General features: G+C 68.9%; 19 protein-coding genes. 7 read left to right on the forward strand and 12 right to left on the reverse strand.

Features of this window, described 5'->3' with window-relative positions:
• The first annotated feature begins 72 nt into the window (after positions 1-72).
• A complete protein-coding gene (locus RJ05_RS20405; RefSeq protein WP_036539455.1) occupies positions 73-924 on the forward strand; it encodes an oxygenase MpaB family protein in 852 nt (283 codons plus the stop codon).
• A 20-nt stretch (positions 925-944) separates the two neighbouring features.
• Here the strand turns inward: RJ05_RS20405 and RJ05_RS20410 are convergent, their stop codons facing one another.
• Positions 945-1,571, reverse strand: coding sequence for a TetR/AcrR family transcriptional regulator (locus RJ05_RS20410; RefSeq protein WP_036539457.1), 627 nt, complete (start codon positions 1,569-1,571; stop codon positions 945-947).
• A 131-nt stretch (positions 1,572-1,702) separates the two neighbouring features.
• Between RJ05_RS20410 and RJ05_RS20415 the strand changes: the two genes are divergently transcribed.
• Positions 1,703-2,563 (forward strand): oxygenase MpaB family protein, encoded by an 861-nt coding sequence (locus tag RJ05_RS20415; RefSeq protein WP_036539459.1) that lies wholly within the window; start codon positions 1,703-1,705, stop codon positions 2,561-2,563.
• Between the two features lie 15 nt (positions 2,564-2,578).
• Here the strand turns inward: RJ05_RS20415 and RJ05_RS20420 are convergent, their stop codons facing one another.
• From RJ05_RS20420 to RJ05_RS20440, 5 genes are all read right to left on the reverse strand, one after another.
• Complete coding sequence (locus RJ05_RS20420; protein WP_036539460.1) at positions 2,579-3,529, reverse strand: proline dehydrogenase family protein; 951 nt, start codon at positions 3,527-3,529, stop codon at positions 2,579-2,581.
• The gene (gene pruA / locus RJ05_RS20425; RefSeq protein ID WP_036539463.1) at positions 3,526-5,166 is read right to left on the reverse strand and encodes an L-glutamate gamma-semialdehyde dehydrogenase; all 1,641 of its coding nucleotides are present in this window, start codon (positions 5,164-5,166) and stop codon (positions 3,526-3,528) included. Before pruA ends, RJ05_RS20420 begins: the two co-directional genes overlap by 4 nt.
• A 119-nt stretch (positions 5,167-5,285) precedes the next feature.
• The gene (gene dapC, locus RJ05_RS20430) at positions 5,286-6,383 is read right to left on the reverse strand and encodes a succinyldiaminopimelate transaminase (RefSeq protein WP_036539464.1); all 1,098 of its coding nucleotides are present in this window, start codon (positions 6,381-6,383) and stop codon (positions 5,286-5,288) included.
• Between the two features lie 35 nt (positions 6,384-6,418).
• Positions 6,419-6,742, reverse strand: coding sequence for a ferredoxin (fdxA, locus tag RJ05_RS20435; RefSeq protein ID WP_014352705.1), 324 nt, complete (start codon positions 6,740-6,742; stop codon positions 6,419-6,421).
• Positions 6,743-6,851: 109 nt separating this feature from the next.
• On the reverse strand, positions 6,852-9,437 hold the full coding sequence (locus tag RJ05_RS20440; protein WP_036539467.1) for a bifunctional FO biosynthesis protein CofGH: 2,586 nt from the start codon (positions 9,435-9,437) through the stop codon (positions 6,852-6,854).
• A 99-nt stretch (positions 9,438-9,536) separates the two neighbouring features.
• On the opposite strand from RJ05_RS20440, the gene RJ05_RS20445 reads away from it, so the two are divergent.
• Together RJ05_RS20445 and RJ05_RS20450 are read left to right on the forward strand one after the other, a co-directional pair.
• The gene (locus tag RJ05_RS20445) at positions 9,537-10,034 is read left to right on the forward strand and encodes a PH domain-containing protein (protein WP_036539468.1); all 498 of its coding nucleotides are present in this window, start codon (positions 9,537-9,539) and stop codon (positions 10,032-10,034) included.
• 194 nt (positions 10,035-10,228) lie between these two features.
• Entirely contained in the window at positions 10,229-11,824 is a 1,596-nt protein-coding gene (locus tag RJ05_RS20450; RefSeq protein ID WP_085996246.1) for a PH domain-containing protein, read from the forward strand.
• A 101-nt stretch (positions 11,825-11,925) separates the two neighbouring features.
• Here the strand turns inward: RJ05_RS20450 and RJ05_RS20455 are convergent, their stop codons facing one another.
• The 5 genes from RJ05_RS20455 to typA form a co-directional block, all read right to left on the reverse strand.
• Positions 11,926-12,378 carry a hypothetical protein gene (locus RJ05_RS20455; protein ID WP_051016767.1) on the reverse strand — a complete coding sequence of 151 codons (453 nt, stop codon included), beginning with the start codon at positions 12,376-12,378 and terminating at the stop codon, positions 11,926-11,928.
• Complete coding sequence (locus RJ05_RS31670; RefSeq protein WP_165448901.1) at positions 12,375-12,533, reverse strand: hypothetical protein; 159 nt, start codon at positions 12,531-12,533, stop codon at positions 12,375-12,377. Before RJ05_RS31670 ends, RJ05_RS20455 begins: the two co-directional genes overlap by 4 nt.
• Before the next feature lie 10 nt (positions 12,534-12,543).
• Entirely contained in the window at positions 12,544-13,437 is an 894-nt protein-coding gene (gene mshB / locus RJ05_RS20460) for an N-acetyl-1-D-myo-inositol-2-amino-2-deoxy-alpha-D-glucopyranoside deacetylase (protein WP_036539471.1), read from the reverse strand.
• Positions 13,434-15,179 carry an ABC transporter family substrate-binding protein gene (locus RJ05_RS20465; protein WP_036539473.1) on the reverse strand — a complete coding sequence of 582 codons (1,746 nt, stop codon included), beginning with the start codon at positions 15,177-15,179 and terminating at the stop codon, positions 13,434-13,436. The genes mshB and RJ05_RS20465 overlap by 4 nt, the downstream gene beginning before the upstream one ends.
• A gap of 140 nt (positions 15,180-15,319) precedes the next feature.
• Complete coding sequence (gene typA / locus RJ05_RS20470; RefSeq protein ID WP_036539475.1) at positions 15,320-17,221, reverse strand: translational GTPase TypA; 1,902 nt, start codon at positions 17,219-17,221, stop codon at positions 15,320-15,322.
• A gap of 272 nt (positions 17,222-17,493) precedes the next feature.
• Between typA and RJ05_RS31675 the strand changes: the two genes are divergently transcribed.
• Both RJ05_RS31675 and RJ05_RS20475 read left to right on the forward strand, forming a co-directional pair.
• The gene (locus tag RJ05_RS31675; RefSeq protein WP_085996247.1) at positions 17,494-17,670 is read left to right on the forward strand and encodes a hypothetical protein; all 177 of its coding nucleotides are present in this window, start codon (positions 17,494-17,496) and stop codon (positions 17,668-17,670) included.
• A gap of 51 nt (positions 17,671-17,721) precedes the next feature.
• Positions 17,722-18,021 (forward strand): 4a-hydroxytetrahydrobiopterin dehydratase, encoded by a 300-nt coding sequence (locus RJ05_RS20475; protein ID WP_036539477.1) that lies wholly within the window; start codon positions 17,722-17,724, stop codon positions 18,019-18,021.
• Here RJ05_RS20475 and RJ05_RS20480 read toward each other — a convergent pair.
• Positions 17,960-19,216, reverse strand: a complete 1,257-nt coding sequence (locus RJ05_RS20480) for a mannosyltransferase (RefSeq protein ID WP_081597439.1) — start codon at positions 19,214-19,216, stop codon at positions 17,960-17,962. The genes RJ05_RS20475 and RJ05_RS20480 overlap by 62 nt on opposite strands.
• A gap of 373 nt (positions 19,217-19,589) precedes the next feature.
• Between RJ05_RS20480 and RJ05_RS20485 the strand changes: the two genes are divergently transcribed.
• Positions 19,590-20,369, forward strand: coding sequence for an Rv1157c family protein (locus tag RJ05_RS20485; protein WP_036539479.1), 780 nt, complete (start codon positions 19,590-19,592; stop codon positions 20,367-20,369).
• The last annotated feature ends 40 nt before the right edge of the window (positions 20,370-20,409 follow it).

Here is a 20,409-nt window from a genome sequence, read left to right on the forward strand (position 1 = left end):
ACCGTTGACACCCCCGATGACGCGGTGAGAAAGTAGTTGTACAACCTTCTCAACGGTGAGATGGGGTCCACGATGACCAGCACTTCCCGCGCGAGCACCGCCTCGCGCACCGGCGAATTCGATATCCGCCGCCATATCGACGGTTCGGCCGCACTCTTCGGCGCCGCCGCCAACGTCATCATGCAGCTGAGCCATCCGGCCGTCGGCTACGGCGTACTGGAGAGCCCGGTGGACAGCGGCAAGATCCTGCTGCATCCGATCAAACGCACCCGCACCACGCTCACTTATCTTGCGGTCGCGATGCTCGGCACCGAGGACGAACGCGCCGCGTACCGCGCGGCCGTCAACGGCTCGCATCGCCCGGTGCGTTCGACCGCGTCGAGTCCGGTGCAGTACAACGCCTTCGATCCGCGCCTGCAACTGTGGGTGGCGGCCTGCCTGTACTGGGGCGGACGCGATCTGCACGACCGCCTGCACGGCCCGATGGACGATGCCGACGCCGACGCCTTCTACCGCCACGCCGCCCGTTTCGGCACCACTCTCCAGATGCCGGAACAGCTGTGGCCGGCCGACCGCGCCGCCTTCGAGCGGTATTGGACCGAGAACCTGGCGCGCACCTTCATCGATCCGCCGGTGCGCGACATGCTGAACGCCATCGTCGAGTTGAAGATGTTCCCGCGGCCCATGCGCCTGCCCGCGGTGCTGCGCTTCCACCGCTTCGTCACCGCCGGACTCCTGCCGCCGCATCTGCGCGAGCAGATGGGAATGCCCTGGAACGAGCGGGACGAGCGCAGGCTGAGCCGTTTCCTGCGCGGGGTCGGCGCGATCGAGGCCCGCCTACCGGTGGCGGTGAAAACCTTCCCGGTCAATGCTTTTCTCGCCGATATGCGGCTGCGCCGCCGGATGGGCAGGCCGCTGGTCTAGACGCGCACGGGTCGTGACGTTCAGGGGATGCGGAACGACACGACGACGTGATCGCGAGCGAATTCCCGCGCCGCCGCGTCATCGTCGAGGGGGATCACCGTCTGCGGCGTCAGCGCCAGCGACAGCGCGGTCCTGGCGATCATCTCCGCCAGTGGCAGCGGGTCGTAGTCGGGCAATTTGCCCTCACGCTGCAATCGGGTGATGAACTCCGCGACGTAATCACGCCCGAGCTCGATCACCGGCGCGCCCTTGACCGTCAGATACGGCAGCACGATCTCGGGTTCGGTCTGCAACAGCCGATCCAGCAGCTTGTTGCTGCGCAGACCGGCCAGGAAGGCCACGAACAATTCGACGATCTGATCCTCGGCGCCGGCGTCGCGTTCGATCTGGCGCTGCACCGCGGCGTCCACGCCATCGATGAACTCGCGCGTCTGCTGTAGCCCAACAGCCTGGATAAGGTCGGTCTTGCCCGCGAACCGCCGATAGAGCGTCGCCAGCGAGAGTCCACCGCGCCGCGCCACCTCGCCCATGCTGGTGCGTTTGATGCCGAAGTCCAGGAACGCCAGCAGCGCCGCGGACAGCACGGTTTGATCCTGATCCTTGCGCTGGGTACGCACCAGCGGCAGCAGATCGGCCAGCGCCGCCATATCGGCACCTCCGCGAGAGTCGGCGAAACAATGACTGACCAAGCATTGCACAGTTTCACCGCGGATTGACACACGAAGTGAGCGAATGAGAAGGTTTCCGCGTTACCTTCTCATCGGAAGTGAGGTCAACGATGACCGCTGTCGCGCCCGCAACCACCGGCGGAGCTGTCCCCGCGCCACCGGCAGACTTCGTCGTCGAGGACTACATCGACGGCGTCTCCGCCTTCCTCGGCGGCACCGCCAACGTCATCATGCAGCTGGGCCTGCGCCCGGTCGCCTACGGCGTGCTGGAAAGCGATGTCGACAGCGGCAAGGTGATGGTGCATCCGCTCAAGCGCCTGCGCACCACCCTCACCTATCTCGCGGTGGCGATGATGGGCAGCGAGGCCGAACGCGCCGCCTACCGCGAGGCCGTCAACGGCTCACACCGCAGCATCCGGTCCAAGCCGTCGAGCCCGGTGAAATACAACGCCTTCGACCCGAACCTGCAACTGTGGGTGGCGGCCTGCCTGTACTGGGGCTTCGCCGACATGCTCGACAAGCTGCGCGGCGGCATCGACGACGACGCGGCGGACGCCTTCTACCAGCACAGCGTGCGCCTGGGCGCCACCCTCCAGATGCGTCCGGAGATGTGGCCCGCCGATCGAGCGGCCTTCGCCGAATACTGGGAGACCAACCTGGCCGCTACCGCGATCGACCCGGTGGTCCGCGACTACTTCAACGATCTGATCGATCTGAAGATGATGCCGCGCGTGGTGCAGGTGCTGTTCGCGCGGTTCCAGCGGTTCGTCGTCACCGGCGTGCTGCCGTGGCATCTGCGCCGGGAGATGGGCATGCGCTGGTCGGCGCGCGACCAGCGGCGCTTCGATCGGCTGATGCGGCTCATCGGCGCGATCGTCACCCGGCTGCCCGCGCCCGCCAGGATGTTCCCGCTGAACTTCTACCTGTGGGATCTGCGCCGTCGCATGCGCAAGGGCCTGCCGCTGGTATGAGCGGGTGCGGGCCGGTCAGCGTCCCGTGAGGGCGCGCAGGAAGAAGCCGAGGTTGGCCGGCCGCTCGGCCAGCCTGCGCATGAGATAGCCGTACCACTGGTCGCCATAGGGCACATACACCCGCATGGTGTTTCCGGCGGCGGCGATCCTGGCCTGCTCGTCCTCGCGGATGCCGTAGAGCATCTGGTATTCGACATCGCCCGCGCCGCGTCCGGTGTCGGCCAGCAGCCAGTCCGCGGCGGCGATCATCTCCGGATCGTGCGAGGCCACCATCGGATACCCCTCGCCGCGCATGAGCACCTCCAGACAGCGCCGATAGGAGGCGTCGACCTCGTCGCGGTGCTGATAGGCCACCTCGTCCGGTTCCCGATAGGCGCCCTTGCACAACCGGATCCGGCTGCCGGGACCGGCGAACTCCCGGCAGTCGGCCTCGGTGCGACGCAGATACGCCTGCAATACCGTGCCCAGCCACGGGAACTCCTCGCGCAGCTCGGCCACCGTCGCGAGGGTGGCGTCGGTGGTGGTGTGGTCCTCGGCATCGACGGTGACCCAGATGCCCGACTGCACCGCCTTGGTGCACAGCGTCCGAAGATTCTCGGTGGCGATCGCGGGGCCGTCACCGGGCAGCGCCTGCCCGAGCGCCGACAGCTTCACCGACACCTCGAGCGGCGCCGCACCCGCGGGTCCGAGCGAAACATCCAGCGCGGACAGGTCATTGAGCAGCGACTGATACTCCGCGACCGCGGCGTCGGCCTGCGCGCGATCGGTGGTGTTCTCGCCGAGATAGTCGACGCTCACCGCCCGTCCGCTCGCCAGCAGTTGCCTGGCCACCGGGATCAGCTCGGCCCTGGTCTCTCCGGCCACGAATCGCCGCACAATGTCGGCGGTCACCGGCGTGCCGGTCACCAGCCGCTTCAGCCGCGGCGACCCGGCCGCGGCGAGGATGGCGGGCCGCAGCGGGTTCACGCCTGCTGCCCCATATGCGGATACCGGTGATCGGCCGGCGGGACGAAGGTCTCCTTGATCACGCGCGGCGCGACCCAGCGCAACAGATTCAACGGTGATCCGGCCTTGTCATCGGTGCCGGAGGCGCGCGCACCACCGAAGGGCTGCTGTCCGACGACGGCTCCGGTGGGCTTGTCGTTGACGTAGAAGTTGCCCGCCGCGAACCGCAGAGCCGCCGAGGCCTGCTCGATGGCGTGCCGGTCCTGGGCGAACACCGCACCGGTCAGTGCGTAGGGCGCCGCCGATTCCACCTCCGACAGGATCGAGGCGTAGGCGCCGGGCTCGCCGTCGTCGTAGACGTACACCGACAGGATCGGGCCGAAATACTCGGTGGTGAAGGCCTCGTCGCGCGGATCGTCGGCCAGCAGCACCGTCGGCCGGACGAACCAGCCCTCGCTGTCGTCGTAGCGGCCGCCGACCGGGATGCTCAGCCCGGCCGAGCGGGCGCGTTCGATGGCGGCCACGCTCTTGTCGTAGGCCCGCCGATCGATCACAGCCCCACCGAAATTGGACAGATCGGCGACGTCACCGTAGGCGAGTTCGCGGGTCAGATCGAGGAAGTCGTCGCCCATCTGCCGCCACAGCGAACGCGGCAGATAAGCGCGGGAAGCCGCCGAACACTTCTGGCCCTGATATTCGTAGGCGCCGCGCACGAGTGCTGTCGTCAAGGCCGCCGGATCGGCGGAGGTGTGCGCGACGATGAAATCCTTGCCGCCGGTCTCCCCCACCAACCGCGGATACCCGTGGTAGGTGCCGATATTCGCGCCGACCTGCCGCCAGAGGAACTGGAAGGTCGTGGTCGAGCCGGTGAAGTGGATGCCCGCCAGCCGCGGATCCGCCAGCGCCACCTCCGACAGATCCACACCGTCGCCGGTGACCATATTGATCACTCCGGGCGGCAGGCCCGCCGCTTCCAGCAACCGCATCGTGTAATACGCGGCCAGCGTCTGTGTGGGTGAGGGCTTCCAGACCACGGTGTTGCCCATCAGCGCCGGCGCGGTAGGCAGATTGCCCGCGATGGCGGTGAAGTTGAACGGGGTGATTGCGTAGACGAAACCCTCCAGCGGGCGATAGTCCATCCGGTTCCATACACCCGCGCTGGACCGAGGTTGTTGTTCGAGGATCTCGCGGGCGAAGGCGACGTTGAAACGCCAGAAGTCGATCAGCTCGCAGGGCGCGTCGATCTCGGCCTGCTGCACCGATTTCGACTGACCGAGCATGGTCGCGGCGGCGATCGTCTCCCGCCACGGTCCGGACAGCAGATCAGCCGCGCGCAGCAGCACCGCCGCGCGTTCGTCGAAGGGCAGCGCGCGCCAGCCGGGCGCGGCGGCGACGGCGGCGTCGATGGCGCCGCTCGCCTCCGAATGGGTGGTATCGGTGTAGGTGCCCAAGATGTGGCGGTGCCGGTGCGGGGCGACGATCTCGTGCCTCGCGCCGATGCCCGGCCGGTGTTTACCACCGATGACCAGCGGTATCTCGACTCTCTCGGCGGAGATCGCGGCCAGCTTGCTCGCCAGCCGCTCCCGCTCGGGACTGCCGGGTGCGTAGGTGTGCACCGGCTCGTTCGCAGGGGCAGGGACAACCGTCACAGCGTCCATAACCCAGGCTAACTCCGGTGTGGCGCGCAGCGCAGAAACCACGCCCACCTGCGACGAAGCAGTTTGCCGGTGCTGCTGCGTGGAGCAGGGACCGGCGCGACAGGCGTCCGGCCCTTCCTTCAGCCCGCGCCGAGCCGCGAGGCCGCTTCGGCGATCCGTTCGTCGGTGGCGGTCAAGGCGATCCGCACATGCTTCGCACCGGCCGGACCGTAGAAATCACCGGGGGCGGCGAGGATGCCGCGTTCGGCCAGCCAGTCCAGGGTGTCGCGGCACGGCTCATCCCGGCTGGACCACAAGTACAGGCCCGCCTCGGAATGGTCGATGCGGAATCCGGCGGCCAGCAGTGCGGTGCGCAGCGTCTCGCGGCGGGCGCGGTACCGCTCACGCTGCTGGTTCTCGTGGGCGTCGTCGCCGAGCGCGGCCGTCATCGCGGCCTGGATCGGCAGCGGCACCATCATCCCGGAGTGCTTGCGCACCTCGAGCAGTTCGGCGATCAGTTCCGCGTCGCCGGTCACGAATCCCGCACGGTAGCTGGCCAGATTCGACGTCTTCGACAGCGAATGCACCGCCAGCAGACCGGTGTGGTCACCGTCGCAGACCTCGGGATCGAGCACCGAGACGGCCCGGCCTTCCCAGCTCAAACCCAGGTAGCACTCGTCGGAGACGACGATGGCGCCGCGCTCGCGGGCGAACGCGACGACCTTGCGCAGATGCTCGACCCCGAGCACCTTTCCGGTCGGGTTCGACGGCGAGTTGAGGTAGATCAGCGCGGGTGACTCCGGTCCGAGCTGGGTCAGCCCGTCGGCGCGCGCGATCCGGGTACCGGCCAGCAGGCCGCCGACCTCGTAGGTCGGGTAGGCGACCTCGGGGATCACCACCAGATCGCCCGCACCGAAGCCGAGCAGCCGTGGCAGCCCGGCGATCAGCTCTTTGGTGCCGATCACCGGAAGCACCGCCGCCTGGTCGATCCCGGTGATCCCGTACCGGCGCCGCAACGCCGCCACCGCGGCTTCTCGCAACGCGGTGGTGCCGTGCGTGGTCGGGTAGCCGGGGACCTCGGCGACCGAATTCAGCGCGGCGCGGATCAGCGGATCGACCGGATCGACCGGCGTACCGACCGACAGATCGACGATCCCACCCGGATGCGCGGCGGCTTTCGCCTTGGCGCCCGCGATGGTGTCCCACGGGAAATCGGGAAGCAGCGAACTGACCCGCACCCGGGCCGCGTGACCGGTACTCGACAACCCAGTGCTCACTCAGCAGCCATGGGCGGCAGTTCCTTGATGAACGGCGGATCGTAGTCGACCTTGCCCACCTTGGTCGCGCCGCCCGGCGAACCCAGCTCGTCGAAGAAGTCGACGTTGGCGTTGATGTAGCCGCTCCACTGATCCGGGGTGTCGTCCTCGTAGAAGATCGCTTCGACGGGGCAGACCGGCTCACACGCACCACAGTCCACGCACTCGTCGGGTTGGATGTACAGCATGCGAGCGCCCTCGTAGATGCAATCCACGGGGCATTCCTCGATGCACGCCTTGTCCTTCACGTCAACGCACGGTTCAGCGATGATGTACGGCACTGCCGTTCTCCTAGTCTGTCCTCACCTCGGGGGTACTGCGCCCGGCACAAGTATCCCTGGCGCCTCACACGTTACCCTCGGTCAGCCTGCCCTAACTTCGGGCGGTGGCTCAGTGGATGGATAGTTCGAGTCCCGCCACGGGTCCGCGACCCGCCGGAACACCATAGGTGGTGGTGCGTTCGCGGACCGGACGGCCGATGCCCGCGGCGATCTCGGTGAGTTCGGCCACGGTTTTGGCCGAACCGTGCTGCGAGCCCGCCATGCGGGAGATGGTCTCCTCCATCAACGTGCCACCGAGATCGTTGGCCCCGCTTTCCAGCATCACCCTGGTACCGGTGGTGCCCAGTTTCACCCAGCTGGTCTGGATGTTGTCGATGCGCCCGTGCAGCATGATCCTCGCCAGCGCGTGCACCGCCCGATTGTCCCGGTTGGTCGGTCCGGGCCGTGCCGCGCCCGCCAGGTACAGCGGGGCACTCTGATGCACGAACGGCAGCGGAACGAATTCGGTGAAACCGCCGGTGCGGTCCTGGATATCACGCAGTACCCGCAGATGCCCGACCCAATGCTTCGGGTTGTCGACGTGGCCGTACATCATCGTCGAACTCGACCGGATCCCCACCTCGTGCGCGGTGGTGATGACGTCGATCCAGGCCGAGGCGGGCAGTTTGCCCTTGGTGAGCACCCAGCGCACCTCGTCGTCGAGGATTTCCGCGGCGGTGCCGGGAATGGTGTCGAGCCCGGCTTCCTTCAGCGCCACCAGCCAGTCGCGCACGCTCTGCCCGCCGCGCGAGGCGCCGTTGACGATCTCCATCGGCGAGAAGGCGTGCACGTGCATCGACGGCACCCGCGCCTTCACCGCCCGCACCAGATCCGCATAACCGGTGACCGGCAGATCGGGGTCGATACCGCCCTGCATGCACACCTCGGTGGCGCCGTCGACGTGCGCCTCCCAGGCGCGGTCGGCGACCTCGTCGGTGCTCAGGGTGAACGCGTCGGCGTCGCCCTTGCGCTGGGCGAACGCGCAGAACCGGCAGCCGGTGTAGCAGATATTGGTGAAGTTGATATTGCGGTTCACCACGTAGGTGACCTCATCGCCGCAGACCTCGCGGCGCAGGCCGTCGGCCAGTGCCGCCACCGCTTCCAGGTCGGCGCCGTCGGCGGTGGCCAGCGCCAGGTACTGCGCGTCGGACAGGCCCGCCGGGTCGCGTTCGGCGGCGCGCAGGGCGTCGAGCACGTCGGCGTCGAGCCGCTCGGGCGCCGCGGCCAAGTCGCGAGCCTGTTCGCGCACGGTGTCCCAATCGCCGAAGGCGCTGTTGAGGTCGCTGCGGGTGTCGGTGTTGCGGCCGTCGGTGTCGATGGCGGTGTTGAGGTCGACGCGGCCGGCCGATTCCCAGGACTCGTCGGGCTCCTGCCAGGGCAGCCCGACCGGAATGGTGTCGGGCCTGGCCAGGCCGGTCTCCGGATCGGTGAGCGCCGCCACGTGCGCCCCGATGCGCGGATCCACCCAGGGATTGCCCGCGAGCACGTACTTCGGGTGCGCGGAGGTGCGTTCGACCAGTTCGAATCCGGCGGCCGCGGTGAGTTCGGCGAGGGTGTCGAGGTTGGGCCAGGGGCGTTCGGGATTGACGTGATCGGGCGTCACCGGCGACACCCCGCCCCAGTCGTCGATGCCCGCGCCGAGCAGCGCGGTGCACTCGGCCTGCGAGACCAGGTTCGGTGGCGCCTGCACCGGGACGTCGGGGCCGAGCAGCAGCCTGGTCACCGCGATGGTGGCCAGGAATTCGTCGATATTCGCGTCGGGGGCGTCACGCATGGCGGTGTCGTCCTTGGCGCGGAAGTTCTGCACGATGACTTCCTGGATATGCCCGAACGCCTTGTGCTGCTGGCGAATCGCCATGATCGATTCGGCCCGCTCGGTCATCGTCTCGCCGATGCCGACGAGAATGCCGGTGGTGTAGGGCACCGAGAGGCGGCCGGCATCGGTGATGGCGCGCAGCCGCACCGCCGGATCCTTGTCGGGGCTGCCGTAGTGGCAGTTGCCCTTCTCGGTGAACAACCTGGTCGCGGTGGTCTCCAGCATCATGCCCATGGACTGGGCCACCGGCTTGAGCCGCGAGATCTCCTCCCAGCTCATCACCCCTGGATTCAGGTGCGGCAGCAGCCCGGTCTCCTCCAGCACCAGGATCGAGACCGCGCGCAGGTAGTCGAGGGTGGAGTCGTAGCCACGTTCATCGAGCCACTGCGCCGCCTCCGGCCACCGATCCTCCGGCCGGTCGCCGAGAGTGAACAGCGCCTCCTTGCAGCCGAGGGCGGCCCCGCGACGCGCGATGTCGAGCACCTCGTCCGGCTCGAGGAACATGCCGCGGCCCTCGGCACGCAGCTTGCCCGGCACGGTGACGAAGGTGCAGTAGTGGCATTTGTCCCGGCACAGATGGGTGAGCGGGATGAAGACATTGCGCGAATAGGTGATCGTCTTGGGCCTGCCCGCCGACTCCAGGCCGGCATCACGCACCCTGGCCGCGCTGCGACACAGATCCACCAGGTCGTCGCCGGTGGCGTGCAGCAAGACCGTGGCCTCGTCGACGTTCAGGGTCACTCCGTCGCGCGCCCGTCGCAGGGCCCGGCGCATGGCCGATGGGCTCGGCGGTGGGGACGGAACGGTCGGCTCGGGTAGGTCGATCACGCCCTCGATCATGCGCCACACATCCGGAACTGTCTCCCTCCAGGCTTGTGAGCGTTGACAACTCCCCGGCCTCGCGGGCTATTCCATCCGCGGCGTGCCACGATGGCAATCATGTCGCAGCCGCGCACGATCATGGCCGAGCCGGCCTGGCGTCCCAGTCCCAAAGCGAAACTGCTGTGGACCCTGCAATCGGTGCTGGCCTGGCTGATCCCGCTGGTGGCGCTACTGATCTGGGTGGCCTTCGACTCCGCTCATCGTTCGCTGCAGGGCACGGTCACCGTGCTCGTTCTCGTGGTCGCGGCGATCAGCATCGCCGTGGTGCCGTGGTGGCGCTACCGGGTGCACCGCTGGGAAGTCACCGATCAGGCGGTGTACACACGGACGGGCTGGCTGACCCAGGAGAGCCGGGTCGCGCCGATCTCGCGCATCCAGACCGTCGACACCGAACGCGGGCCGCTGGAGCGTCTGCTGGGGCTGGCGACGGTCACCGTCACCACGGCGTCGTCGGCGGGTGCCGTGGAGATCAGCGGGCTGGAACAACCGGTGGCCGAACAGACCGTGACCCGGCTGACCGAGATCGCGGCGCTGCACCGCGGAGACGCGACATGAGCGCACCACCCGGCGACGGCGGCCACGGCCCCGGCACCGAGCAACCAGGGCCGCAAGCCGAGCAACCAGGGCCGCAAGCCGTACAACCAGGGCCGCAGGCCGAACAACCAGGGCCGCAGGCCGAACAACCAGGGCCGCAGGCCGAACAACCAGGGCCGCAGAACGAGCTGCCCTGGCTGCGGCTGGACAAGCGGATGCTGCTGGTGCATCCGGTCAACGAAGTCGTCCGGTTCATCCCGGTGCTGCTCGGCACGCTGATCCTCGGCACCAGCAGCGGCAACCACGGGTGGAGCGTCATCCCGTTCGTCGCGATCGTCGGCTACGCGCTCACCCGCTGGTTCACCACCACCTACCGGGTCGGGCCGACCCACGTCGAACTGCGGACCGGTCTACTCCAGCGCAAGAAGCTGTCGGTGCCGCGCTCCCGGATCCGCTCGGTCGATATCGAGGCCGACCTGCTGCACCGGATCCTCGGGCTCGCGGTGCTGGCGATCGGCACCGGCCAGCACGCCGAGTCCAGGGAGAAGTTCGAGCTCAACGCGCTCGACGCGGATGTGGTGCCGCTGCTGCGCACCGAACTGCTCGCGCACACAAGGGCACCGCATGTCGACGCGGATCAACCGGAGGGACCGCCACCGCAGGCTCCGGCCGAACCCGAGCCGGCCGGGCTCGTGCTGGACGGTTCGCGAGTGGATCGTGGCCGCGAGATCGGGCACTGGCGCGCGGCCTGGGTCCGCTACGCGCCGCTGTCGCTCACCGGATTCGCCATTGTCGCCCCCGTCGTCGGTGTCGGATTCCAGTACGGCCTCGGCGAAGTGGTGTTCCGCTCGGATGCGGTGCATTCGGTCGAGGGCCGCGGCACGCTGTTGCTGATCCTGTTCGGCATCGGGTTGCTTGTCGCCGTCGTCCTGGTGACCAGCCTGGCCGCCTGCGCGCACTACCTCGCGACGTATTTCGGTCTGCGGGTCACCGACAACGGCACTACCCTGCATCTGCGCTACGGCCTGTTCACCACCAGGCAGGTCACCCTCGATCTCGCGCGGTTCCGCGGCGCCACCGTCAACGAGCCGCTACTGCTGCGGCTGGCCGGCGGGGCCGCGCTCGAAGCCATCATGACCGGGCAGAACCCGCGGCAGAAGATCCTGTCGCAGGCCCCGAGGGCCGCCGTCGACCACACTCTCGCGCATCTGCTGAGCCCGCACACGGCGAAGTATCCGAACGGGACCTCCCATGCCCGCGCGACCGGAATGAGCGCCCCCGCGATCGTCGCGGCCACGGCACCCGGCCGAGTAGATCTCACCCCGCACGGCCCGGCCGCGCGCCGCCGCCGCTATACCCACGCCATGTGGCCGGTTCCCGCGGTCTCGGCCGCCCTGCTGCTGCCCATCCTGGCCGGAGCATCGATCTCGCCGTGGTGGTGGCTGCTTCCGCTCGCGCTGATCCCCGTCACCGCGGCCCTGGCCGAGGACCGCTACCGCGGCCTCGGGCACGCCGTCCTCCCCGCCACCGCGACCTCCCCCACCTGGCTGATCACCCGCTCCGGTTCCCTCGACCGCGACCGTGACTGCCTGGAAGCGCCCGGCATCATCGGCTGGACGGTCCGCCAAACGTTCTGGCAACGCCGATCCGGCCTGGCCACCGTCACCGCCGCCACCGCCGCCGGCAAGAAGCGCTACCACGTCATCGACATACCCCTGGATCAGGCGTGGGCCCTCATCGAGGCAGTGACACCCGGACGGCTGGGCGAGCGGCCGGGTGCGGCGGCGAGCGACCGCGCCACCCATTCGTGACGACGGATCGCCCCGGCAGCTCGTCCTCCGCCGGCCTTCTGTACCACGTCGGAGCTCATCTCGATCGCATGGGCGGCCGGAATGTCAACGGCGCCATCGTGTCAGCGACGCGCTGCCGGCTGGGCGACCTTCGTCCGGTTGGCCTGCAGATAGACGTAGATCAGTGGGGGTGCGAGGCCGAACAGCATGAGGAGGAGGGTGCGGGCGTCGCTGCCGAGCGGGACGTCGCCGCCAGGGCCGGAGCTCGCGGCGGCGAGGAACGACAGGGTCCACGCGACGATGGGGATGAGCATGACGATGGGGCGTGGGGACACGGTGCGGGCTCCGAGTACCAGCGCCACGTTGATCACTCCGGCGAGGGGGGCCGCGATCGGGAAGGCGACGCTGCCGAGATACAGCGGCAGGTAGAGCACTTCCAGGATCAGCGTGATCACCGCGTCGACGACCAGTGCGAGCATGATCAGCGCGCCGAGCGCGGCGTCGTACACGGGCCGGGGCAGGCGCGACCGCGACGGGGCCGGCTTGCCCGTCTGGTCGTCCACGGCGGCCGTCACGCGACCGGAGGGTAGCCGAGCAGCGTCAGCAGATGGCTCTGCATGTCGGCGAACGCGTAGAGCACCGACATGTAGAGCTCGTGCTGATGTTGCGCGCCGGGACGCAGGCTTTCCACGAATGCCACGATGGCGTTCTGGAGCTCCCAGTTGTACATGTGATCGAGTTTAGGCCGGGGCGGCGAACAGATCGTGCTCGCGTCCGTCCGGCCCAAGCGGCCCGCGCACGCCGCGGACGAGCACGAAATGTTCCTCCGGCAGCACCGGCTGGGCGATGTTGTTCGACAGCGCGAATTCGCGTCCGGACGGCGCCACCGTCACCTGAGTGGCATGCGCACGCAAGGCTTCCCGTTTGGCGGCCAGCACATCCGAGACATCGACCGTCGTGGTCACCGTGCTGCTCGGCACGCAGGCCAGCTCGCCGTCGGCGGGCAGGCGCCACCCGGCGGGCAGCGCACCGGGCAGGCCTTCCACCGTCCGGCGGGCCAACGCCTCGGTGTGCAGCTTCAGCAGGTCGGCGTCGGTCACCGTCCAGTAGAACTTCGGTGTGTCCCAGCCACGTTCGGCCGCCGCGTGCACGGCGGCGGTGGTGATTTCGTGGGCGCGCACATGGTCGGGATGCCCGTAACCGCCCTTGGGGTCGTAGCCGACCACCACCCGGGGCCGCAGCTCGAGCACGATCTCGGTCAGCGCGTCGACCGCTTCCCGGCCCGATCGGACGAACGCGCGCGGATGCTCGGCACTCGGCGTGCCCGCCATGCCGGAATCACGCCAGCGTCCGGCGCCGCCGAGGAAACGCGGCGGCGCGGCGTCGAGAGCGGCCAGCGCCCTGGTGAGTTCGAGGATGCGGTAGCCGCCGAGCTGATCGGCGTGCTCGGCGGTCAGCTGCGCCCACTGCTCCCCGATCACCTCGCCCTCTTCGCCGAGGGTGCAGGTGACCACGGTGACCGGGATGCCCCGGCGGCGGTAATGGGCGATGGTGCCGCCGGTGGTGATGGATTCGTCGTCCGGATGCGCGTGCACCAGCAGCAGGCCGCCGGTGCCGGTGGCGGGGCCGCTCATCCGACCCGTCGCCAGTTGGCCGCGTCGCCGAAGATGCCGACCTGGATGGCTCCGCTGAGCGAGGCGCCGTCCACCGACGGACCCGAGGCCGCGACCACGTTGTCCTGCACGATCGGCAGCACCGTCGCCGCCGCCCACAGCCGCGGTTCGGCCTCGGCGAGCACCCGCGCGGTGTCGATGCCGACCAGCGCGCCGTCGATGGCGGGCTGGGCGCCGGGATCGCAGACACCGGACAGGTTGCTGGGCGCCAACCGCACCACTTCGGCGTCGGGTTCGGGATCGCCGTCCGGGCCGGGCGGCGCCACCGGCGGGCAGCCATACCGGGAGGCGAGCACGGTGGCCGGGTCCGAGCCCGCCACCTCCCAGCCGACGATGGCGTCGATGGTGCCCTCGACCAGTTCCTTGCCGTACAGCTCGTCACCGGCGACGCTGCGCACGCTGGCGTCGATGCCCGCACTGCGCAACTGATCGGCGGCGGTATTGGCCACGGCCAGCGCGGTGGGATCGTTGGCGACGGCACCGATGCGGATGGTCAGCGATTTGCCGTCCTTGGCCACCGGACGCGGGCGCGGCGCGGGCGAGGTGGCCGAGACCACCGGCGGCGGCTCCGGCGCGCGCCCGTACCCGGATTCGGCGAGCAGCGCGAAGGCCTCGTCCTGGCTGGGCCGCGGCGGCGCGGTCGGCACATAGCCGGGATCCGACGGCGAGAGCACCTGCGCGCGCACCGGTTCCACCCAGCCGCCGGTCTGCGCGCCAACGGTGGCCAGCAGCGCCGGATCCAGCAGAGCGAGCACGGCGGTCCGCACCCGCGGGTCGACCAGCGCGCCGCTGCGGCCGTTGAGCACGAATTGCAGTTCCCGCGACTGCGGCATGATCGCCGTGCGCACCGACGGGATCGCCGCCAGCTGCGCCTGGGTCGCCACGCCGCCGTGCACCAGCGCCATCTGCGCGTCACCGGTGCGCAGCGAATCGGCCACCTGGGCGGGAGTTCCGCCGCGGCGCAACAGGATCTGATCCGGCACCGCGGGCTTGCCCCAGTACCGGTCGTTGCGTTCGAGCAGGATCTCGTCGCGGCCCTGATCGGCGGACTTGATCTTGAAGCTGCCGCCGGACACCGCGATGCCCTCGGTCAGCGTGCGCTGGAAACCGCCCGGCGAATCCTTCACCAGATGCGAGGGCAGCAGATTCGCGAACAACTGCTGCCACGCCGGATACGGCGCCGCCATGGTGACGGTGACGGTCTTGCCGCCCGCCGTCGACTCGACATCGGTGATCAGCCGGTAGCCCGCCGGATCCACCACACCGGGCTGGGTGATCATCTGCCGCCACAGGAACCGGAAGTCCTCCGCGGCGATCGGCGCACCGTCGGACCAGTTGGCCTGATTGCGCAGCTTGTAGGTGATGGTGAACGGCTCGTGCGAGGTCACCTCGGCCTGCTCGACCAGCGCCGAATCGGGCACCCATTGCGTGGCGCCGGGCACCGCGGGATCGGGTACCGGACGGAACGGGCTCGGCAGCACCATCGAACTCACCGCCGCCGTCGCGGGCGACTGATCCGAACGCAGATGCGGGTTGAAACCGATGCCGATGTCGTCGATGGCCACCACGACGGTGTTCTTGCCCGGCTCGGCCGGCGTCGTCTTCGGACTGTCGGTGCTCTCGATCGGCGGCGGCGGGTTCGCGGTGCACCCGGCGACCACCGGCAGCAACGCCGTCATCACAACCAGCATCGCGCGCCACATCGCGCGCCGTCGCGCCCCCGAATTCACCCTCGGCACTCTACCTCGCCATGTCGTGCTCGGCCGTGCACGCGAAACCGCCGAGCACGAGGCCCGGCGGTTTCGGTTCACAGCATCGGTTTTCGCCTGGTCGCCGGCCCGGCCTACTGGGCGGCCGCCCGGTCGCGGGCCTTGCGACGGGAGGTCTCCCTGGCCCGGTCGGTGGCGGACAGGGTCACCTTGCGCACCCGCACCACCTCGGGGGTGACCTCGACGCATTCGTCGGCGGCACAGAACTCCATTGCGCCTTCGAGGTCGAGCTGCAACGGCTTGGCCAGGGTCTCCATCACGTCGGCGGTGGAGGAGCGCATGTTGGTGAGCTTCTTCTCCCTGGTGACGTTGATGTCGAGGTCCTCGGCGCGCGGGTTGATGCCCACGACCATGCCCTCGTAGGTGTCCGCGCCCGGCTCCACGAAGAACTGGCCGCGGTCGGCGAGCTGGATCATGGCGAACGGGGTGACGGTGCCCGCGCGGTCGGAGACCAGCGAACCGGTGTGGCGCGCGCGGATCTCGCCGGCCCACGGCGCGTAGCCGTGGAAGACGGCGTTGGCGATGCCGGTGCCGCGGGTCTCGGTGAGGAAGTCGGTGCGGAAACCGATCAGGCCACGCGAGGGCACGATGAACTCCATGCGCACCCAACCGGCGGCGTGGTTGTTCATCTGCACCATCTGGCCCTTGCGGGCGGCCAGCAGCTGGGTGATCGCGCCGAGGTATTCGTCCGGGCAGTCGATGGTGAGCTCTTCGTAGGGCTCGTGCACTTTGCCGTCGACGGTCTTGGTGACCACCTGCGGCTTGCCGACGGTCAGCTCGAAGCCCTCGCGGCGCATCTGCTCGACCAGGATGGCCAGCGCCAGCTCACCGCGGCCCTGCACCTCCCAGGCGTCCGGACGGCCGATGTCGAGCACCCGCAGCGAGACGTTGCCGACCAGTTCCTGATCCAGCCGCGACTTCACCATGCGGGCGGTCAGCTTGTGGCCCTGCACCCGGCCGACCAGCGGCGAGGTGTTGGTGCCGATGATCACCGAGATGGCGGGCTCGTCGACGCTGATGCGCGGCAGCGCGACCGGGTTGTCCGGATCGGCGAGGGTGTCGCCGATCATGATGTCCGGGATGCCGGCGACGGCGACGATATCGCCTGCGACGGCCACCTCACCGGGCTGACGCTCGACGCCGATGGTCTGCAGCAGCTCGGTGATCTTGACGTTCTTGACGCCGTCGGCGTGCATCCAGGCCACGTTCTGGCCCTTGCGCAGTTCGCCGTTGTGGATGCGCACCAGCGCCAGCCGGCCGAGGAAGGCCGATGCGTCGAGGTTGGTGACGTGCGCCTGCAGCGGCGCGGTCGGGTCACCCTTGGGCGCGGGGATGTTCTCGAGCAGCACCTCGAACAGGGCGTCGAGGTTCTCCGCGTCGGGGGCCTGCCCGTTCTCGGGGGCGACCTTCGACGCCTTGCCCTCACGGCCGGAGGCGTAGAGGACGGGCAGATCGAGGGCGAGCTCGGCGGCCTCGGCGGCGTCGTCGTCCAGGTCGGAGGCCAGGTCGAGCAGCAGATCGTGGCTCTCCTCGACGACCTCGGCGATCCGGGCGTCGGGACGGTCGGTCTTGTTGACGACCAGGATCACCGGCAGCGAGGCGGCCAGCGCCTTGCGCAGCACGAACCGGGTCTGCGGCAGCGGGCCCTCGGAGGCGTCGACCAGCAGCACGACGCCGTCGACCATGGACAGACCGCGCTCGACCTCACCGCCGAAGTCGGCGTGGCCGGGGGTATCGATGACGTTGATGACGGTCACGGAGCCGTCGGCATTGTGCCGGTGCACCGCGGTGTTCTTGGCGAGAATGGTGATGCCCTTCTCGCGTTCCAGGTCGCCGGAGTCCATGACCCGGTCGACCAGCTCGGCCCGTTCGGCGAAGGCGCCGGATTGGCGCAGCATGGCGTCGACCAACGTCGTTTTACCGTGGTCGACGTGGGCCACGATGGCGACGTTGCGAAAATCGCGTGCAGACGACACGCTTGTTCCTCCTGCTGTTGGGTAGATGGTGGCGACGGTGCTCAATGTCCGGCGCCTCAGGTTCCTGACGCTCGCGCTGTACTCGATGCCGGCGCGAGCGGGACCCTACGTGGTAACGCAAGCTGCCGCCTACGGGTCCTGACCCTCGCGCCGGGGCTCCCTGTACAAACAGGTGGAGAATGGAACTCACCGGGCATCGCGGCCAGATACACCCTACCGGCACCCAGGTGCACCTGGGACTCCACATTCGACTAAGGGTAGGCTTACTCGCCATGGGCAAGGTCAAGGCAAAGAAGGTTTCCAGCCTCAAGCCGAAGAAGAAGTGCTGCCGCAAGAAGACGCGGTGCATCAAGTGCCCTGTGGTCATCATGCGGATGAAACGCCTGGAAGCGGCCGGTGTGACGGGGAAAGAACTGAAAAAGGGTTTGAAGAAGGCGCGCGCTGCTTGAGGTTTCACGCAGTGCGCTCATGATCGTGCGCAACAGGGGTACAACGAGACAATGACCACTACCCCATTACTGTCCGACGACGAAATATCGGCGGCCCTGACCTCACTGCCGGAGTGGAGCCGCTCCGGGGATTCGATCACCCGCACCATCAAGGCGGCCACGTTCCCCGCCGGCATCGAATTGGTGCGCCGGGTCGCCGTCGCGGCCGAGGCGGCCAACCATCATCCCGATATCGATATCCGCTGGCGCAAGGTCACCTTCACGCTGTCCACGCACAGCGCGGGCGGGCTCACCGCATTGGATGTGGCGCTGGCGCACGAGATAGATCGGCTGGCCGCGCCGTCCGAGTGAGCAGCCGCGGCGCGCAGATGATCCACACCAGCATCGCCAGCACGCCGGTGACGTCGACCGTCCCCAGCCAGGACAGCACCCACGGCCGGGGAATGGTCCAGATCGAGTCCTGGAAGAACGACAGCACCCACGGCGCGCCGACCAGCGCGGTCACCAGCCAGTAGCCGGCGAAGATCCGCGCGCCCGGCACCTCGCGCAGCGGCCCGTACAGCAGCCACAGCACCGTCGGCAGCAGCCACACCCAGTGGTGCGACCACGAGATCGGCGAGATGAGCAGTCCGAACAGCTGCACCATCAGCAGGGTGCCGAGCCGGTCGTCGGGGCCGAGCGTGCGCCACGCCAGCAGCGCAAGCACCGCGACGAGCACGACCGAGGCAAGCCACCACGGCCCGGTCTCCACGTCGTAGCCGAGCAGCCGGCTCAACGCCCCGCGCAGCGACTGGTTCCACACCGACCCCACCGGGCCGATCCGGTCGGCGTCACCGAGCAGGGTGCCGAAGTAGTGCCTGGTCTGTCCGGCCGAGATGAGGAAGCTGAGCCCGACCGTCGCGCCGAAGACCGCTGCCGACCACGCCACGGTGGCCCAGCGCCTGCGGGCGAGGAAATACAGCCCGCTGATCGCCGGGGTCAGTTTGATGCCCGCGACGACACCGACCAGCGTGCCGGAGATCCACCACCGCGTACTGCGCACCGCGAGCATCACCGCGAGCACCAGGAAGACGTTGACCTGCCCGTAGTCCATGGTGGTTCGCACCGGCTCGAGCCAGAGCCCGATCGCGGTCCAGGTGATCGAGGCGGTACGCCAGCCCGGCTGCCGCGCGGTCTCGGCGCCGAGGATCAGTTCCAGCGCGATCCGCACGATCCCGTACAGCGCCGCGGCGATGGCCAGCAGCCAGGCGATCGCGACCACCGTGAACGGCAGATAGTGCAGCGGGAAGAACACCACCGCGGCGAACGGCGGATAGGTGAACGGCAGCGGGAAATCCGGGGTCTTCTCCGCGTAGGTGAAGTCGTAGAGCTTGTCGGTGAGCAGGGCCGCCGAGCCGTCGACGTAGACGTGCAGGTCGACCAGGTTCATGCCGTTGGGCGCGAACAGCATCCACAGCAGCCGGGCGAGCACACTGGCCGCCAGCGCGGCCACGGCCCAGCGGGTGTGGGTGGCCCAGCGGTGCGGTTCGGCCGATCGGGCGGGCACGACCGGCGGGCATGCGTCCGTCCGAGCGCTCTGCTGGTTCAAATGCGGGACTTTCGAGTCGGGCCGGGCCGGGGCGGATCGCGGTGTTCGGCGATTCGGCGGGCTGGAGTGGAAGGCTCCGACTACATTAACCGCAGTGCGGGCGGCGACAACGCTGCCCTGGCTCAGTCATCCCTCGAACCACAAGTAACATTTGCATCAACTTTCACACCAGTAACACTGAACGGCGCTACCTTCTGATAACACGTTCGTCCACGGCGCGCATTTCCGGCACCGCTGCTGTACAACATGCGGCGTTGTCCTTAGAGTGACCCCCGAAACGACGGCTTTTCAGCGTCGACCAGATGTACCCGAGGTAAGGACGGCAAGACCAGTGCTTCGCACCCGAGGATCGCGGATCGCCTTGTCCGCGCTCGCCATTGCGGCGAGCGCCATGCTCGCCGCGCCCGCGACAACCGTCGCGGCTCCGGCCCCGGCGCCCGCCGCGGCGCCGAACAGCGTCCCGATGGTTCCCGAGGGCGTTCCGGTGGACGCGCTCGCCGCCCTGACGCCCGCCATCGTGGGCCAGATCGCGGCCGCTGACACCGCGAGCCCACAGGCCGCCCTGCTGGACCAGGCCAAGGCCCTGTTGGCCACGCTGAATCTGCCGCCGCAGATCAAGTCGACGCTGGAACGCATCATCAAGTTCCTCGACGGCAGCGGCGGCGGTGGCCCCGACCTACCGGAGCAGGGCCCTGCCATCGCGCAGTTCCTGTACCCGACCATCGGCAAGGGCTGCATCTCCGACTCCGCCGACTCGGTCGGTACCGCGCTCGCGGTGCCCGGCCCGGCCCAGCTGCCCCCGCCGGGGCCCGCGGCCGGTCAGACCGGGTTCGTGTTCACCGCGCTCGGCACCAAGTCGCCGACCGATGTGCAGAACCCGCCGATGACGGTGCAGTGGCTCAACCTCGACACCCGTCAGTCCGGTGTCCAGGCGCTGACCAACGAGGCCAAGATCAACCCGGACGGTCCGGCCACCCTGTCGGCCATCGCGAACACCGGCTCCGGCCGCGTCGTCGCGGTGATCGGCGGTTCGCTGACCACCCAGGCCGCCGATGCCGCTCCGCGCACCTGCAACTTCCTGCCGACCTTGGGCTTCTTCACCGTAGCTTGATACTCGACTCACCGAAGCCCCGGCCGCCTCGCGCTGCCGG

This window comes from Nocardia cyriacigeorgica NBRC 100375, from assembly GCF_000308555.1.
Lineage (GTDB): Bacteria > Actinomycetota > Actinomycetes > Mycobacteriales > Mycobacteriaceae > Nocardia > Nocardia cyriacigeorgica.

Bases quoted from the DNA above. Each gene is read 5' to 3' on its own strand.
- RJ05_RS20445 (WP_036539468.1), top strand. From the start codon at position 9,537: ATGTCGCAGCCGCGCACGATCATGGCCGAGCCGGCCTGGCGTCCCAGT.
- RJ05_RS31670 (WP_165448901.1), bottom strand. From the start codon at position 12,533: ATGTACAACTGGGAGCTCCAGAACGCCATCGTGGCATTCGTGGAAAGC.
- RJ05_RS20475 (WP_036539477.1), top strand. From the start codon at position 17,722: ATGACCACTACCCCATTACTGTCCGACGACGAAATATCGGCGGCCCTG.
- mshB (WP_036539471.1), bottom strand. From the start codon at position 13,437: ATGAGCGGCCCCGCCACCGGCACCGGCGGCCTGCTGCTGGTGCACGCG.
- RJ05_RS20405 (WP_036539455.1), top strand. From the start codon at position 73: ATGACCAGCACTTCCCGCGCGAGCACCGCCTCGCGCACCGGCGAATTC.
- RJ05_RS20410 (WP_036539457.1), bottom strand. From the start codon at position 1,571: ATGGCGGCGCTGGCCGATCTGCTGCCGCTGGTGCGTACCCAGCGCAAG.
- RJ05_RS31675 (WP_085996247.1), top strand. From the start codon at position 17,494: ATGGGCAAGGTCAAGGCAAAGAAGGTTTCCAGCCTCAAGCCGAAGAAG.
- RJ05_RS20450 (WP_085996246.1), top strand. From the start codon at position 10,229: ATGCTGCTGGTGCATCCGGTCAACGAAGTCGTCCGGTTCATCCCGGTG.
- RJ05_RS20465 (WP_036539473.1), bottom strand. From the start codon at position 15,179: ATGTGGCGCGCGATGCTGGTTGTGATGACGGCGTTGCTGCCGGTGGTC.
- pruA (WP_036539463.1), bottom strand. From the start codon at position 5,166: ATGGACGCTGTGACGGTTGTCCCTGCCCCTGCGAACGAGCCGGTGCAC.
- RJ05_RS20415 (WP_036539459.1), top strand. From the start codon at position 1,703: ATGACCGCTGTCGCGCCCGCAACCACCGGCGGAGCTGTCCCCGCGCCA.
- RJ05_RS20440 (WP_036539467.1), bottom strand. From the start codon at position 9,437: ATGATCGAGGGCGTGATCGACCTACCCGAGCCGACCGTTCCGTCCCCA.